Source organism: Pseudomonas sp. KBN10P06128 (assembly GCF_037574945.1).
Taxonomy (GTDB): Bacteria; Pseudomonadota; Gammaproteobacteria; order Pseudomonadales; family Pseudomonadaceae; genus Pseudomonas; species Pseudomonas aeruginosa.
In genome coordinates, this window is record NZ_JBBELR010000001.1 from 3,162,170 (window position 1) to 3,178,449 (window position 16,280).

12 protein-coding genes are annotated in these 16,280 nt (G+C 68.5%); 5 read left to right on the top strand and 7 right to left on the bottom strand.

Annotated features, from left to right (window positions below; translation table 11 throughout):
* Positions 1 to 11: 11 nt before the first annotated feature.
* From VQ065_RS15135 to VQ065_RS15165, 7 genes are all read right to left on the bottom strand, one after another.
* Positions 12 to 1,244, bottom strand: a complete 1,233-nt coding sequence (locus VQ065_RS15135; protein ID WP_003088197.1) for an aromatic amino acid transport family protein — start codon at positions 1,242 to 1,244, stop codon at positions 12 to 14.
* Between the two features lie 44 nt (positions 1,245 to 1,288).
* Positions 1,289 to 1,636, bottom strand: a complete 348-nt coding sequence (locus tag VQ065_RS15140) for a cupin domain-containing protein (protein WP_003088200.1) — start codon at positions 1,634 to 1,636, stop codon at positions 1,289 to 1,291.
* 12 nt (positions 1,637 to 1,648) lie between these two features.
* On the bottom strand, positions 1,649 to 3,049 hold the full coding sequence (locus tag VQ065_RS15145; protein WP_021264671.1) for an NAD(P)/FAD-dependent oxidoreductase: 1,401 nt from the start codon (positions 3,047 to 3,049) through the stop codon (positions 1,649 to 1,651).
* Between the two features lie 128 nt (positions 3,050 to 3,177).
* A complete protein-coding gene (locus VQ065_RS15150; protein WP_003088207.1) occupies positions 3,178 to 3,876 on the bottom strand; it encodes an anaerobic ribonucleoside-triphosphate reductase activating protein in 699 nt (232 codons plus the stop codon).
* A complete protein-coding gene (gene nrdD / locus VQ065_RS15155; RefSeq protein WP_003088212.1) occupies positions 3,873 to 4,019 on the bottom strand; it encodes an anaerobic ribonucleoside-triphosphate reductase in 147 nt (48 codons plus the stop codon). The genes VQ065_RS15150 and nrdD overlap by 4 nt, the downstream gene beginning before the upstream one ends.
* Before the next feature lie 43 nt (positions 4,020 to 4,062).
* Positions 4,063 to 6,090, bottom strand: a complete 2,028-nt coding sequence (locus VQ065_RS15160; protein WP_003088215.1) for a ribonucleoside triphosphate reductase — start codon at positions 6,088 to 6,090, stop codon at positions 4,063 to 4,065.
* 157 nt (positions 6,091 to 6,247) lie between these two features.
* A complete protein-coding gene (locus tag VQ065_RS15165; protein ID WP_003088221.1) occupies positions 6,248 to 7,057 on the bottom strand; it encodes a class I SAM-dependent methyltransferase in 810 nt (269 codons plus the stop codon).
* A 167-nt stretch (positions 7,058 to 7,224) separates the two neighbouring features.
* On the opposite strand from VQ065_RS15165, the gene VQ065_RS15170 reads away from it, so the two are divergent.
* The 5 genes from VQ065_RS15170 to VQ065_RS15190 all read left to right on the top strand — a co-directional run bounded on the left by VQ065_RS15170 (position 7,225) and on the right by VQ065_RS15190 (position 16,181).
* Positions 7,225 to 9,186: a TonB-dependent receptor domain-containing protein gene (locus VQ065_RS15170; protein ID WP_023098674.1), complete on the top strand. Its 1,962-nt coding sequence runs from the start codon at positions 7,225 to 7,227 to the stop codon at positions 9,184 to 9,186.
* Entirely contained in the window at positions 9,186 to 13,031 is a 3,846-nt protein-coding gene (cobN, locus tag VQ065_RS15175; RefSeq protein ID WP_014603732.1) for a cobaltochelatase subunit CobN, read from the top strand. The genes VQ065_RS15170 and cobN overlap by 1 nt, the downstream gene beginning before the upstream one ends.
* Positions 13,028 to 13,504 (top strand): MotA/TolQ/ExbB proton channel family protein, encoded by a 477-nt coding sequence (locus tag VQ065_RS15180; protein ID WP_003088234.1) that lies wholly within the window; start codon positions 13,028 to 13,030, stop codon positions 13,502 to 13,504. The genes cobN and VQ065_RS15180 overlap by 4 nt, the downstream gene beginning before the upstream one ends.
* The gene (locus VQ065_RS15185; protein ID WP_003088238.1) at positions 13,504 to 13,830 is read left to right on the top strand and encodes a DUF2149 domain-containing protein; all 327 of its coding nucleotides are present in this window, start codon (positions 13,504 to 13,506) and stop codon (positions 13,828 to 13,830) included. The genes VQ065_RS15180 and VQ065_RS15185 overlap by 1 nt, the downstream gene beginning before the upstream one ends.
* An 80-nt stretch (positions 13,831 to 13,910) precedes the next feature.
* Positions 13,911 to 16,181 carry an OsmC domain/YcaO domain-containing protein gene (locus VQ065_RS15190; protein WP_023657506.1) on the top strand — a complete coding sequence of 757 codons (2,271 nt, stop codon included), beginning with the start codon at positions 13,911 to 13,913 and terminating at the stop codon, positions 16,179 to 16,181.
* The last annotated feature ends 99 nt before the right edge of the window (positions 16,182 to 16,280 follow it).

A 16,280-nucleotide genomic window follows, 5' to 3' on the forward strand; every position in this document is an offset into this window, starting at 1 on the left:
AGCGCGCCCTGTCACCAACTGGCGGGCAGCATCCCCAGTGCCGAGGCGATCGCGTAGACCCCGCTGGAGGCGAACACCAGGACGATCAGCCCCTGTATCAGCGGATGGGCATACCAGCCGCAGCTGAATGCCGGCAGTTGGTCGCCGTGGCGCCGCGCCGCGTTGAGCAGGAGGATGGGGATGATGCCCATCAGTACGCCGCCGAAGGTACCGGCGAAGTACAGCGCGTTCACGAAGCCGCCGAGCCCCGCATAGGCCAGCAGGAACGGCGGGACCGAGACCGCGGCGAGCACCGCCAGGCGTTTGCGCCGGTTGGTTTCGCTGCCCAGGCGGAAGTGGTCGAAGATATTGGTGAACAGGCACCCACCGAGTCCCCAGTAGGAGGTCAGCATCGCCAGCAAGGCGAAGGTGTTCGCCACGTAGTAGGCCCATTGGCCGAGGGAGCGTCCCCAGCTCAAGGTCGCCACCTCGCTGAGGTTGTCGGGGCCGACCAGGGCGATGACCGAGGCAGGAATGGCCGCCACCAGCAGGAAGGTCAGCAGCATGCCGACCACGATGAGGCGCGGCACGCGCCCGGGGGTTGCCAGGTTGCCGCGCACCAGCTCCGGAACCAGGAACTGCGCGCCGAACACGAAGACCGCCAGGTTGAACACTGGAACCACGTATTGCCACTGGCTCTGCCAAAGGTGGGCGAGACGGGCGTCGTCGTGCATCAGGGTAGCGCCGATGAGGATGCAGACGATGGCCACCATGCCGGCGCTGATCAGCTTCTCGCCCACGCCGAGCGCCTTCAGGCCCAGGTAGAGCACCAGCGCCGAGGGGACGAAGAAGATCAGGCTGCCGACCTCGCGCGTGAGGCCGTACTGGCCGAAGAACTCGAGCATGATGTTGCCGCTGCCGGTCATGTAGGCGACCAGGGCCCCGTAGCTGTTGGCCGCCACCGCGATGAAGATCAGCCAGCCGCCGAGCGGGCCCAGGTAACGCCGGGAGAGGCCGCTGAGCTGGTTGTTGCCGCGGGTTCTCAGGCAGGCTTCGGTCACGTAGAGCATGGTGACGATGCAGAAGAGGCAGGTCAGGGCCAGGCATACCAGCAACGGCACGTAGCCGACCTTGCGGGCGGCGTAGGCCATGCTCAGCACGCCGGCGCCGATGTTGGTGCCGATGATGATCGCGATCGTCTCGAGCGAGCCCAGGGGATGGGCCTTGAGGCCCGATGCGTTGTCGTTCGCTTCTCGCATACCCATTTCTTGTTTCCTCTGTCAGGGCGGTGGAGTTCGGTTCTTCGGGGTCAGTCGAAGATCAGGTAGGTCTTGCGCACGGTCTGGCGGATGTCCCAGGTGCCCTGGGTGGCAGCGGCGAAATAGAGCGCGTCGCCGGCGCGAAACTCCACGGCCTGGCCTTCGTCCGGGGTGAAGCGACCTTCACCGCTGACGATGTAGCTGTACTCGGCCTGCTCGACCTGTCGGCGGAAGCGCCCCGGGGTGCATTCCCAGATGCCGGTCACGCCGTTGCCGTCGGCGAGCGGGCGGTGGGCCGCGGTACGGGTCAGGGCTACCGGTTCGCCCAGGGGCTGGCCGACGGGCGTGGGCGAGGTGAAAGGACTTTCGTCGTCGAGACGGATGAGCGAAGGGTTCATGCCATGGGCTCCTCAGGATTTGTCTTCAAGGCCGGCGGGGGCGAAGCGCGCGAGAAAGCGGTCGGTGGCCGAGGGCGCGGTACCGGCGAGTTCCGCGCGTTCCTTGCGCAGGACGGCGTTGCGCACCAGGGAGCCACCCAGGTAGCGCAGCGGCTCGGGGGGGAAGCTCCGGCAGCGGCGTTCTACCAGCGGACAACGGCTCCACGGGTCGTCGCGGCCGAGGGCGAGGCTGGCGAGGATCCGCCCGCCCAGGCGGCTCGGTCCCACGCCGTTGCCGCTCCAGCCGATGCCGTAGTGGATGTTCTCGTGCAGGTGGCCGAAGACCGGCAGGCTGTCGTAGGTACGGTCGATGGGGCCGGACCAGCCGTCGACCAGCGGGATGTCGCCTAGCGAGGGATAGGTGCGGCGGAAGTCGGCCTCGGTCAGGGCCAGGCTCTCCCGGTCGACGTCGAATACCCGGCCGATGCGCGAGCCGTAGCTGATGGCGCCGGTGCCCTTGCCGAAGGCGATGCGCCCGTCGCGGGTGGTGCGGTAGTAGTCCACCATCAGTTGGGAATCGGTGATGGCTTCCCCGCCGGTCCAGCCGATTCGCTCCAGCCGTTGCGGTATCGCCTCGGTAACCGCGATGGAACTGTTCACCGGTACGATCAGCCTGGAGAGCCTGGGCAGGGCGGCCGACCAGGCGTTGGTCGCGAGAACCACCGCCTTGGCCTGGACCCGGGCCCCGGCGCTCAGCAGCTGTGCCGGCTGGCCGGGAACGATCTGGCTGACGCCACAGCGCTCGTGGATTTCCACGCCGAGGGCCAGCGCTACGCGGCGCATGCCTTGCACCAGCAAGGCTGGTTGCACGGTGGCATTGCTGCGCTCGAAGACCCCGGCGAGATGCACCGGCGAACCGGTCCGGCGTGCCACTTCGCTGGCGTCGAGGCGTTCGAAGGGACTGACGCCGAGCCGTTCGCAGGCGGCGAGGGTATCGTTCCAGGCGTCGAGGTGGCGCGCCGTGGTGGCGGTCCACAGCCAGCCCTTCTGCTGGAAGTGCGCATCGATGTCATGCCGCGCGCAGAACTCCCCGAGTTCCTGGATCGCCCGCTCCGCGCTTTCGCCAAGGAAGCGCGCCTGCGCCTCGTTGCAGAAGCCCAGCAAGGTGCCGATCTTCGGCCACCAGGACATCACGAAACCACCGTTCCTGCCGGAAGCGCCGCCGCCGCAGACGTCCTGCTCCAGTAGCAGGACCCGTGCGTCCGGTTCCAGTTGCTTGAGGGTGATGGCGGTCCAGAGCCCGACGAAACCGCCGCCGACTATCGCCACGTCCGCCGAGTGGGCGCCGACGAGGGGGGCGCTGGCGGTGTCGGCCAGGTCGGTCGAGCGCATCCAGTGGCTGGGGGTCAGGGGAGGGGTGAGCGTGAGTTTCATGGCGCGGGTCCGGGGTCGCTGAATCTGGAGCAAGGGTGGCGAGCGGCGCCGTCCGCGACAATTGGACGCAACTAGGAATCGAGAAGGTGCTCTCGTACGATCGTATGAGTCTTGTGAAGGGCGGAGGCTCAGGCGTCGCGCAGTTCGAAGGCGGGAAACAGCTCTTCCAGTTCTCGCCATAGCTGCGCAGCGCCCTGCGGCGCGGGCTTCGCGAGAAGCTGCGGATCGAGCTGGCGGGCCGGGCGCGCCAGTTGTACGGCGAAGCGCTCCACGCCCATCGCGCGCAGGCGCGTCGCCAGGCGCCAGAGGCGTTCGCTATCGAACAAGCCCCAGTGCACCGTGGTCCGGCATTCGTAGGCCACGCCGCTGTCCAGCAGGCATTCCAGGCTGCGCCAGTTGGCCGCGCCGCTGCCGTCCACGCCGGTAATGGCGGCGACGTCCTCGGCCGGCGCCTTGACGTCGAAGCCCACCCAGTCGCTCTGCGCCAGCACCCGGGCGAAGGCGCGGGGGTTGATGCCGGCGCTGTGCAGGCCGACGCGGAAGCCCAGTTCGCGGACCGTGCGCATGGCGTCGCCGAGGGCCGCCTGCAGGGTCGCCTCGCCGCCGCTGAAGACCACCGCCTGCAACAGGCCCTGGCGTCGGCGGAGGAAGTCGAGCAGGCGTGGCCAGGGGATTTCCTCCGCGCCGCGCGGCGCGATCAGTTCCGGGTTGTGGCAGTAGCGGCAGCGCCAGGCGCAGCCCTGGCAGAACAGCACGCAGGCGAGCAGGCCGGGGTAGTCGAGGGTGGTCAGGGGCACCAGGCCCCCGACCCTGAGCGTGGCGCTCATCGCGTCTCGCGGAAATGGCGGCGTTCGCGATGCTCGGACTGCTTGCCGGCATTGAACGCTGCCACGGGACGGTGGTAGCCCATCACGCGGGTCCAGACTTCGCAGCGCTGGCGCTGGCCTTCGGGCAACTGGTTGGGGTTCATCGGTGGTACTCCTTGCTGGTGGATGAAAGGAACGACAGGCGACTCAACCGCCGCAGCCGCCGCAACAGCTCTTGGGCGTGGAGCGTTGCAGCAGCTCCTCGTCGCACTTCGGGCAGAACTCGTGCTCGCCGGCCAGGTAGCCGTGCCGTGGGCAGATCGAGAAGGTGGGGGTGACGGTCAGGTACGGCAGGCGGAAGCGACCGAGGGCGGTGCGCACCAGGGTCTTGCAGGCTTCGGCGGAGGAAATCCGCTCGGCCATGTAGAGATGCAGCACGGTGCCGCCGGTGTACTTGCATTGCAGGGCGTCCTGCAGCTCCAGCGCCTCGAACGGGTCGTCGGTGAAGCCCACCGGCAGTTGCGAGGAGTTGGTGTAGTAGGGCGCCTCCGGCGTGCCGGCCTGGAGGATGCGCGGATAGCGCTTGCGGTCCTCGCGGGCGAAGCGATAGGTGGTGCCCTCGGCGGGCGTGGCTTCCAGGTTGTAGAGGTGCCCGCTGTTCTCCTGGAAACCCACCAGCCGCGCGCGCACGTGATCGAGCAGGGCCAGGGCCATCTCGCGCCCGGCTTCGCTGTGCAGTCCCTCGCGGTCGTCGCTGAAGTTGCGCACCATCTCGTGCAGGCCGTTCACGCCGATGGTGGAGAAATGGTTGCGCAGGGTACCCAGGTAGCGTCGGGTGTAGGGATAGAGGCCGGCATCCATGTGCTGCTGGATCACCTTGCGCTTCAGCTCCAGGCTGGCGAAGGCGAGTTCGAGCAGGTGGTCGAGCTGGCGGTAGAGGCCGGCGGCGTCGCCACGGTGGCGATAGCCCAGGCGCGCGCAGTTGATCGTCACCACGCCCAGCGAGCCGGTCTGCTCCGCCGAGCCGAACAGGCCGTTGCCGCGCTTGAGCAGTTCGCGCACGTCCAGTTGCAGGCGGCAGCACATCGAGCGCACCTGGTTGGGCTGCATGTCCGAGTTGAGGAAGTTCTGGAAGTAGGGCAGGCCGTAGCGCGCGGTCATCTCGAACAGGCGCGTGGCGTTGTCGCTGTCCCAGGGGAAGTCGTGGGTGATGTTGTAGGTCGGGATCGGGAAGGTGAACACCCGGCCATGGGCGTCGCCGGCCTGCATCACCTCGATGTAGGCGCGGTTGATCAGGTCCATCTCGGCCTGCAGCTCGCCGTAGGCGAAGGGCATCTCCTCGCCGCCGATGCGCGGCACCTGGTCGCGCAGGTCGTCCGGGCAGACCCAGTCGAAGGTCAGGTTGGTGAAGGGCGTCTGGGTGCCCCAGCGCGACGGCACGTTGAGGTTGTAGATGAACTCCTGGAGGGCCTGGCGCACGCTGGCGTAGTCGAGGCGGTCCTTGCGCACGTAGGGCGCCAGGTAGGTATCGAAGGAACTGAAGGCCTGGGCCCCGGCCCATTCGTTCTGCAGGGTGCCGAGGAAGTTGACCATCTGCCCCAGGGCGCTGCCCAGGTGCTTCGGCGGACCGGCCTCGACCCGCCCCGGCACGCCGTTCAGGCCTTCGTTCAGCAAGGTGCGCAGCGACCAGCCGGCGCAATAGCCGGCGAGCATGTCGAGGTCGTGGATATGCAGGTCGGCGTCGCGGTGGGCGGCGGCGATGTCGGCATCGTAGACCTCGTCCAGCCAGTAGTTCGCGGTGACCTTGCCGGATACGTTGAGGATCAGCCCGCCGAGGGAATAGCCCTGGTTGGCGTTGGCGCGCACCCGCCAATCCTCGCGGGAAAGGTATTCGTTCATCGACGCGGCGACGTCCACCAGGGTCTTGCGCTCGCGGCGCAGCCGGCCGTGGCGTTCGCGGTAGACCACGTAGGCGCGCGCCGTGGGGTAGTGGCCGGCCTCCATCAGCACCCGTTCGACCAGGTCCTGGACCCGTTCGATATCCAGGCAGGCGCGTTCCGGCAGGCGTTCCACCACGCGTTCGGCGAGCGCCTGCGCCTGCTGCGGGTCGAACTCGCCGGTGGCCTGGCCGGCGGCGGCGATGGCGCGTTCGATCTTGCCGGGATCGAAGGGGACTTCACGTCCGTTGCGCTTGAGCAGGGTGGCCGGCCAGGTAGCCTTCCGGGGCTGGATCATTTCAACTTCTCCACAACATGATGTGTTTTGATTTTGAAAAACAACAAGATGTTGTGGATTCTGGCGAGCGACGCCGAGCCGGCGTTGATCTGCGTCAACGTCCGGCGGATTGCCCGGGTTCCATTGGAGGTATTCCCCGCGCCCGGGTGACGGCGTATCAGGCCTGGGCGAGGCGGGCGAAGACGACGTAGTTGTCCAACTGCTGCCAGACCGTGGCGGCCTCGGCGAAGCCCGCCTGGCGCAGGGCGGCGAGATGGAAATCGAGCGAGCAGTCTTCGTCTTCGCTGGCGCGCCTGAGCGGGCGCCGCGCGAAATGGGCGTCGCGCTGCGCCTTCAGCGGGGCCAGCCGGGGGATCTGCGCGGCGCGTTGCCACCAGTCTTCCCAACTGTCCGCGCCGCTGGCCACGGAAGCCTGGAGGACCCGCTCGCGGTGCTTCCGGGACAATTCCGCGAGTCCCGGCCAGCGTCGGTCGTAGCGCATGTGGTCGGCGTTCAGCAGCACGCCGCCGGGGGCGAGCAGTTCGCCGGCCTGGGCGTAGAACCCGGCGAGTTCGGCGGGCGACAGCCAGTGCAACGCGGTGGAAGAGAGCAGCGCCGCGGGCCGTTCGCCGGCGAGGGACTCGCGCGCTTCGGCGACCCGTTCGGTCCAGCCTGGATCGGTGAGGTCGCACTCCACCACGCGGACCCGCTCGGCGAAACCGGCCAGCGCCGTACGCGCGATCTCCAGCAGCATGACGTCGGCGTCCAGCGCCACCACCCGCGCCGCCGGGAAGCGTTCGAGCAGGCGCCGGCCGAGGGAGCCCGGGCCGCAGGCGGCGTCGATGGCGGTGAAGCGCCCGTCGCGGCCGAAGAGGTCTTCGAGCAACTGGAACATCGCCTCGTAGCGCTCCTCGCGCTGGCGGATGTAGCCCTCCTGCTGGCGGTCCCAGCGTTCGAGGAGCGCCATGATCTGCTCGGTTGCGGTCATCTTTCCTCCTGGGGGGCATGCCCGGTTGAGAGTGGGGTCCTGTGCTTCGAGGGATACGGCGAGCGAGACGTTCCCTCTCCTCGATGAAGAAGAAACGGCGGGCATTCTTCATTCGAAGAAATGTTATGTTATAACTTATAAATATTCATAATTCATACCTGCCGACCATGACCCCTCATTCCTCCCCGCACCGTCTTCCTCCGCTGCGGCTGGCCCGCGCCGTGCCGTTCCTCTACATGCTTCCCTGCCTGGCGCTGGCCGCGCCGGTCGACCTGGAACCGACGGTGGTCAGCGCCACCACTACCGAGCGCAAGCTGCGCGACGCCCCGGCCAGCGTTTCGCTGATCGCCGCCGAGGACCTGCGGCGGCGCCCGGTGCGCGACCTGCAGGAAGCCCTGCGCGGTTCGGAAAGCCTGCAGTTCAACGGCGTCGGCATGTCCCGGCGGGGCATCAGCGTTCGCGGCATGTCCAGCGAGCACACCCTGGTGCTGGTGGACGGCCAGCGGATCTCCACCTCGTCCGGGGCCATCGCCCATTCCGACTTCGACCTCGGCTGGGTGCCGGTGGAGAGCATCGAGCGCATCGAGGTGGTACGCGGGCCGATGTCCTCGCTCTACGGTTCGGAAGCCCTCGGCGGGGTGGTAAACGTGATCACCCGGCGCGCCACCGATACCTGGACGGGCAGCGGTCTGCTCGATGGCGGCGTGCGCGAGGACGGCCTCGGCGGGCAGAGCCACCAGCTCGGCGCCTATCTCGCCGGGCCGCTGGTGCCCGGCAAGCTGGGCCTCGCCCTGAACGGCGAGAGCCGCCGCCAGCAGGAAACCCCGGACGCCGACGAGCGCCGGCTCTCCGAGCTGGAAGGCGGCAACGCCGACAGCGGCGGGCTGAACCTCAGCTGGACCCCGGACGACGCCCAGCGCATCGACCTCGGCCACCAGCGCGGGCGCGAACGACGCTGGCGCAACAGCGAGACCGGAGGGTCGCGCTCGCGCTACTACGAGTCGCGCGACGTGATCGAACGCGAGCGCTGGTCGCTCGCCCACAATGGCCAGTGGGACTGGGGCAGCAGCCAGCTGCGCACCTACCGCAACCGCCTGGAGCGGCACAACGCGCGTTCCGACGGACAACCGCCGAGCAACCCGCAGCGCCTTACCGACAGCGTGGTCGACGGCCACCTCAGCGTGCCGGCCTTCGAGCGACATCTCTTCACCCTCGGCGGCGAATGGCGCAAGGAGGAACTGGAGGATCGCTCGGTGAATACCGCCGGCGACGCCAGCGCGCGACACAAGGCGTTGTTCCTGCAGGACGAGATCGCCTTCGGCCCGGACTGGTCGCTGACCCTCGGCAGCCGCTTCGACAAGCACGAGGCGTTCGGCTGGGAAAGCAGTCCGCGCCTGTACCTGCTGCACCACCTTTCCGATGCGCTGACCCTGCGCGCCGGCGTCGGCCGCGGCTACAAGGCGCCGAGCCTGAAGCAGCTATCGCCGGAGTATGCGGCGGTCGGCGGCGGCGGGCGCTTCACTATCTACGGCAATCCCGACCTGAAGCCGGAGACCAATACGTCCTACGAACTGGGCGCCGACTACCAGGGCGACGGCTGGTCGCTGAAGGGCACGGTGTTCGAGAACGATGTCCGCGACCTGATCCAGACCGTCTGCGTAGCGCGCTGCGGGGTGCGCGGCGGCGAGATACGCAACTACGAGAACGTCGACAGGGCACGGATCCGCGGCCTCGAGCTGAGCGGCGGCGTGGACCTGCCGGCGGACCTGCGCTGGGAACTCAACTACACCTACCTCGACGCGCGCAACCGCACCGCCGGCCAGCGCCTCGGCGACCGCTCCCGGCACCTCGCCAACAGCCAATTGCGCTGGAGCCCCAATGCGCGCTTCAGCGCCCAGTTGCGTACCGAATACGTCGGCAGCCAGGTGGCCTACAGCAGCAACGTCGGCTACGCCTTGCCGGCCTACAGCCTGTGGCACCTGGAGCTGAGCCAGAAACTCAGCGAGAACCTGACGCTGCGCGGCGGCATCGAGAACCTTGGCGACCAGCGCCTGGCCGACGACGACACGCACTTCACCTATGCCGAACCTGGGCGGACCTTCCATCTCGGCCTGGTGGCGAGCTTCTGATGCGCCGTTCGCTACTCTTCTGCGGCGCGCTGCTGGCCAGTCTCTGTGCCTGGGCGGAGCCGGCCCAGGTGCGTCTGCTCAGCAGCGATTTCGTCCTCCCGGGCAAGCACCAGCGCCTAGCCGGTTGGGCGCGCGAGGCCGGTGTCGAGTTGCGCGGCCTGCGCCTCGGCATCGGCGAGGCGCCGCCCGGCGACTGGCTGGACGGCGGCGACCTGCTGATCCTCGACACACCGCGTCCGACCGATCGCGCCCAGGTCGAGCAGGCGCTGGGCGAGCGCTTGCAAGGCGGGACGCAACCCTGGATCCGCGTCGGCGGTGGTCCGCCGGGTTTCGGCAACCTGCCGGCGGCGCTGGGCGGGCGCCTGGTCGGCTACTACGCGAACGGCGGCGAAGCCAACCTGCGCCGGCTGTTCGAGGCGGTCCGACGCTGGCATGCCGGCCTGCCCGTCGACGCGTTGCCGGCGCCGCACCCCCTGGCGCAGGCCGGCTTCTATCATCCCGACGCACCGGCGCCGTTCGCCGGCCTCGCCGACTACCTCGCCTGGGGCGCCTCGCGCTGGGCCAGCGACGCCCCGCGCATCGCCTTCCTGATCCCGCGCGGCGCCATCGCCGACGCCCAGACCGGCGCCATCGACGAACTGTTGCGGCGTAGCGAGCGGCACGGCCAGGCGCCGCTGGCGGTGTGGTTCGACGACAGCGATCCGGAAGCGTTGAGGAAGTCCTTCGCTGGCGCCGATGTCCAGGCGCTGGTCAACCTGCAGCACCTGCAGAACGGCCCGGCGCGCCGTGCCGAGTTCCTCGCGCTGGACGTGCCGGTATTGCAGACCCTCGGCTACCGCGACGGCAACGAGGCCGACTGGCTGGCCGCCGCCAGCGGGGTGGCGCCGCGTACCGCGGCGGCCTTCCTCGGCATGCCGGAAACCTGGGGAATGAGCGATCCGCTGGTGATCAGCGCCCTGGAGAACGGCGAGCCGAAGCTGATGGCCGGGCAGGCCGAGGCCCTGCTGGACAAGCTCGACCGACTGCTGCGCCTGCGTCGCCTGCCGGCGGCGGACAAGCACCTGGCGCTGATGTTCTGGAACCACCCGGAGGGCGAGAAGAACGTCGCCGCCTCGCATCTCAATGTACCGGCCAGCCTGGCCCGTCTCGGCGAAGCGCTGCGGGCGGCCGGCTACCGGGTTGCGACGAGCGACGAAAGCGCGCTGATCGATACTGCCCAGCGCCTGCTCGGCGGCTACTACCGACCGCAGACCCTGGACGCGCTGTATCGCGACGGCCTCGCCGCGAGCCTGCCGCTGGACGCCTACCTGCACTGGTTCGAGGCGCTGCCGGCGGATCTGCGCGAGCAGATCCGCGCGCGCTGGGGCGACCCGCGTCGACATTGGGCCTTGCGCGATATCGACGGCCAGCGACGCTTCGTGTTCCCGGCGGCGCGCCTGGGTAATCTGCTGCTGTTGCCGCAGCCGCCGCGCGCCGGCCGTCCGGGCGAGGCCTACCACGACAGCGCGGTGCCGCCGGACCATCTCTTCCTGGCGGTCTACCAGTTCGTCCGCGAGGGTTTCGGCGCCGACGCGCTGATCCATTTCGGCACCCATGGCACCCAGGAATGGCTACCCGGCAAGGACCGCGGGCTGGCGGTGGGCGACTACCCGCTGCGGGCGCTCGGCGACCTGCCGGTGTTCTACCCGTACATCCAGGACAACGTTGGCGAGGCGATCCAGGCGCGCCGGCGCGGGCGCGCGGTCACCGTCAGCCACCAGACGCCGTCGTTCGCCCCGGCCGGGCTGTACGACGAACTGCGCGACCTGCACCAGTTGATCCACGAATACCAGCAACTGGACGAGGGTGCGGTGCGCGAACGCAGCGCCGAGCAGATCCGCGCGGCGGTGCGGGCGGCGCACATGAACGACGACCTGGGCTGGAGCGAGGCAGCGATGCGCGAGGATTTCCCGGCGTTCCTCGGCGTGCTCCACGACCACCTGCACCGACTGGCCGGCTCGGCGATGCCGCTGGGGCTGCACACCTTCGGTGTCGCCGCCTCGCCGGAGCTGCGCCTGGGCACCGTCATGCAGCAGCTCGGCGAGCCCTACTACCGCGCGCTCGGTCTCGACCCCGACGAACTGTTCGCCGCCGATTTCAGGGCGCTGCGGGAAGGTCGTGCCTACCGCACACTGCAACGCTACCTGCGCGACGGCGGCGAGATCGCCAAGGTGGCCGATCCGCGCCTGCGCGAGCAGTTGCTGCGCGCCCGCGAACTGGACCGCCAGCTCGCCGACACCGGCGAACTGGAGGCGCTGCTCGCCGGCCTCGCCGGGCGCTTCGTCGCGCCCGGGCCGGGCGGCGATCCGATCCGCAATCCGCAGGTACCCAGCGGGCGCAACCTGTTCGCCTTCGAGGCCGACAAGGTACCGACCCGCGCCGCCTACGAAGCCGGCGCCGAGGCCTTCGGCCAACTGCTGGAAAGCTACCGCGCCGAGCACCAGGGCAGGGCGCCGGAAAAGCTCGCCTTCAGCCTCTGGTCGTCGGAAACCATGCGCCACCTGGGCATCGTCGAAAGCCAGGCGCTGCACGCCCTCGGCCTGCGCCCGCGCTGGGACGCCGGTGGCCGCCTGCTGGCGCTGGACATCGTGCCGGCGGCGGAACTGGGGCGTCCACGGGTGGACGTGGTGCTACAGGTGACCAGTGTCTACCGCGACCAGTTCGACGGGTTCATGCGCCTGCTCGCCGAGGCCATCGAGCGCCTCGCCGTGCTGGACGAGCCGGGCAACCCGCTGGCGGGCAACAGCCAGGCGCTGGAGCGGCGCCTGCGCGAACGCGGCGTCGAAGCGCCACTGGCGCAGCGCCTGTCGCGCCTGCGGCTGTTCGGCAATGCGCCGGGCGACTACGGCACCGGGGTAACGCAACTGACCCTCGATTCCACCCGCTGGGACGACGACTCGGCGCTCGCCGAGCAGTTCCTCGGGCGCTTGCAGTACGCCTACGGCAGTCGCGACTGGGGCGTGAAGCTGGATGGCGGCAACCTGTTCGCCGAACAGTTGAAGGGTGTACAGGCGGCGATCCTCTCGCGCTCCTCGACGCTCAACGGCGTGCTCTCCACCGACCACCCGTTCGAGTACCTCGGCGGCCTGTCGCTGGCGGTACGCCACCTCGACGGCGCCAGCCCGGCGCTGTACATCGCCGACCTGCGCCAGCGCCAGCCGCGCACCACGGCCGCCGCGCAGTTCCTCGCCAGCGAGCTGCGCGGGCGCTACCTCAGCCCGCAGTGGATCGCCGCGATGCAGCGCGAGGGCTACGCCGGCAGCCTGGAAATGCTCGACCTGGCCAACAACCTGTGGGGCTGGCAGGCGGCGGATCGCACCATGGTCCGCGCCGACCAGTGGCAGGCGTTGCACGACACCTTCGTCATGGACCGCCGCGAGCTGGGTCTCGCCGAGTGGTTCGAAACGCACAATCCGACCGCCCAGGCGCAGATCATCGCGCGCATGGCCGAGGCCATCCGCAAGGGCTACTGGGACGCCAGCGAGCAGACCCGCCGCGAACTGGCCGAGCGCTGGCGGCAACTGGCGGCCGCCGGCGCCGGCGAGGTCGGCGCGGCGACCACCCGTGAATTCATCGAACGGATGGCCGGCGGTTTCGGCGAGGCCGCGGCGCAGGCAGAGGGCGCGGCCGCGTCCGGTGCCGGCGAAACGGTCAGCGGCCGCGTCCTCGAAGAAGTCGCGCCGCCGCCGTCCGGCGAGCCGCAGCCGTGGCTCCGGCTGGCCGCCGCCGTGCTGCTCGCGCTGTTCGCCGCCGGCGCCGTCCGGCAATCCGTAGTCAATCGTCGTCCGATGGAAAATCGCTCATGAATGGTCTGGAAACCAGCCTCTACGAACTCACCCGCCTGTTCCTGCTGCCGGTGCTGCTGTTGATCCTCGCCGCGCTGGCCTACGCCTTCGTCGCCCTCGGCGGCTTCGCCATGGAAGCCTGGCAGCGCCGTCGCGGGCGCTACCGCTCGCGCCTGGCGGCCTGGCAGGCGCTGCATGGCGGCAACAGCGACGACCTCGAACTGTGGATCATGCAGCGCCTGGAATGGCTGCGGATCACCTCGCGCAGCGCGCCGATGCTCGGCCTGGTGGCAACCATGATCCCCATGGGGCCGGCACTGCTGGCGCTGACCCGCAACGACGCACAGGGGATCGGCGAGAACCTGGTGGTGGCGTTTTCCGCGGTGATCCTGGCCCTGGTCGCCGCCAGCATCACCTTCTTCATCCTTACCGTGCGTCGCCGCTGGCTGCTCCAGGAACTGCGCGCCGTCGAACGTGCGCGGGAGGCCGGCTGATGCGCTTCCTCGAACACGACGAGGCGGACGACCCGATCCTCTCGATGGTCAACCTGATCGACCTGTTCCTGGTGGTGATCGGCATCCTCCTGATCGTCATCGTGCAGAACCCGCTCAACCCGTTCAGCCAGGACAAGGTGGTGGTGGTCGAGAATCCCGGCGAGGCGGACATGCGCATGCTGGTCAAGGACGGCAAGGAGCTGAAGCGCTACCAGGCCAGCGGCGAGATCGGCGAAGGGCAGGGCAGCCGCGCCGGGGTGACCTACCGCTTGGCCGACGGACGGATGATCTACGTGCCGGAGAGCGGCGGGGAGGCCGGCAAGTAGCGACGCGTACGGCGGAGAGCTGGGACTTTTGCCCGGAGTTCCCGGATAATGGCCGGTTTCCGTTTCTCTTGGTGCTCGCCGTGGAAGTAAAGGTCAATTTTCTCGATAACCTTCGACTGGAAGCCAGGTTCGATGATTTCACGGTGATCGCCGACCAGCCGATCCGCTACAAGGGCGACGGCTCCGCGCCGGGGCCGTTCGACTACTTCCTGGCGTCGTCGGCGCTGTGTGCCGCCTACTTCGTCAAGCTGTACTGCCAGACGCGCAACATCCCCACCGACAACATACGTCTGTCGCAGAACAACATCGTCGACCCGGAGAACCGCTACCGGCAGATCTTCAAGATCCAGGTGGAACTGCCGGCCGACATCTCGGAGAAGGACCGCCAGGGCATCCTCCGCTCCATCGACCGCTGCACGGTGAAGAAGGTGGTGCAGACCGGGCCCGAGTTCGTCATCGAGGAGGTCGACAACCTCGATGCCGACGCCCAGGCGCTGCTGATGCCCGGCACCGATGCCGCCGGCTGCACGCGCATCCCGGGCAAGGACCTGCCGCTGGAGCAGACCATCGCCAACCTGTCGGCCATCCTCGCCGGCCTCGGCATGAAGATCGAGATCGCTTCCTGGCGCAACATCGTGCCCAACGTCTGGTCGCTGCACATCCGCGATGCGCAGTCGCCGATGTGCTTCACCAACGGTAAGGGCGCGAGCAAGGAAAGCGCGCTGGCCTCGGCGCTGGGCGAATTCATCGAGCGGCTGAACTGCAACTTCTTCTACAACGACCAGTACTGGGGAGAAGAGATCGCCAATGCGGCGTTCGTCCATTACCCGGACGAACGCTGGTTCAAGCCCGGCCGCGACGATGCGCTGCCGCTGGGACTGCTCGACGGCCATTGCCTGGCGATCTACGACCCCGACGGCGAGCTGCGCGGCTCGCACCTGTACGACACCAACTCGGGCAACGTGCAGCGCGGTATCTGCGCCTTGCCCTTCGTGCGCCAGTCCGACGACCAGGTGGTGTATTTCCCCTCCAACCTGATCGAGAACCTCTACCTCAGCAACGGCATGAGCGCCGGCAATACCCTGGCCGAGGCGCAGGTGCAGTGCCTGTCGGAGATCTTCGAGCGCGCGGTCAAGCGGCAAATCCTCGAAGGCGAACTGGCGCTGCCGGACGTGCCGCCGGAGGTGCTGGCCAAGTACCCGGGCATCCTCGCCGGGATCCGCGGCCTGGAAGAGCAGGGCTTCCCGGTACTGGTCAAGGACGCCTCGCTGGGCGGCGAATTCCCGGTGATGTGCGTGACCCTGATGAATCCGCGCACCGGCGGCGTGTTCGCTTCCTTCGGCGCCCACCCGAGCTTCGAGGTGGCCCTGGAGCGCAGCCTGACCGAACTGCTCCAGGGGCGCAGCTTCGAAGGCCTGAACGACCTGCCCCAGCCGACCTTCGAAAGCCATGCGCTGACCGAGCCGAACAACTTCGTCGAGCATTTCATCGATTCCAGCGGCGTGGTGTCCTGGCGCTTCTTCAGCGCCAAGGCCGATTTCCCGTTCGTCGAGTGGGACTTCACCCGGCAGGGCGAGGCTGCCAACGCCGAGGAAGCCGCGACCCTGTTCGGCATCCTCGAAGCCATGGGCAAGCAGGTCTACATGGCGGTGTACGAGCACCTCGGCGCTACGGCCTGCCGGATCCTGGTGCCGGGCTACTCGGAAATCTATCCGGTGGAAGACCTGATCTGGGACAACACCAACAAGGCCCTGGCGTTCCGCGAGGACATCCTCAACCTGCACCGCCTCGACGATGCTGCGCTCGGGGCGTTGCTGGAGCGCCTGGAAGACTGCGAGGTGGACGACTACACCGACATCACCACGCTGATCGGCGTCGAGTTCGACGACAACACGGTCTGGGGCCAACTGACCATCCTCGAGCTGAAAGTGCTCATCGGCCTCGCCCTGAAGCGCTTCGAAGACGCCAAGGAAGGCGTGGAGGCGTTCCTCCAGTACAACGACAACAGCGTCGAGCGCGGCCTGTTCTACCAGGCGCTGAACGTGGTGCTGGAGGTCGTCCTCGACGACGAGCTGGAGATCGCCGACTACGAGGCCAATTTCCGCCGCATGTTCGGCGACGCGCGGATGGACGCCGCGCTGGGCTCGGTGGACGGCAGCGTGCGCTTCTTCGGCCTGACGCCGACCAGCATGAAGCTGGAAGGGCTCGACCGGCACCTGCGGCTGATCGACAGCTACAAGAAGCTGCACGCGGCGCGAGCCAGGATGCAGCCCGTGGTCGACGGCGAGGCCGGCGCTGCCGCGGCTGGCGGCCTCAAGCCTCGGCGCATGGCGATCCGCAAGCGCAAGTGAGGAGGGCGCCGAGGTCAGGGCGCGGGGATGATCATGAGGGAAACTTGATTTCATCACGAAGAAATTGAGTTTGTCTCATGGCATGAGTCTCCCGAGAAT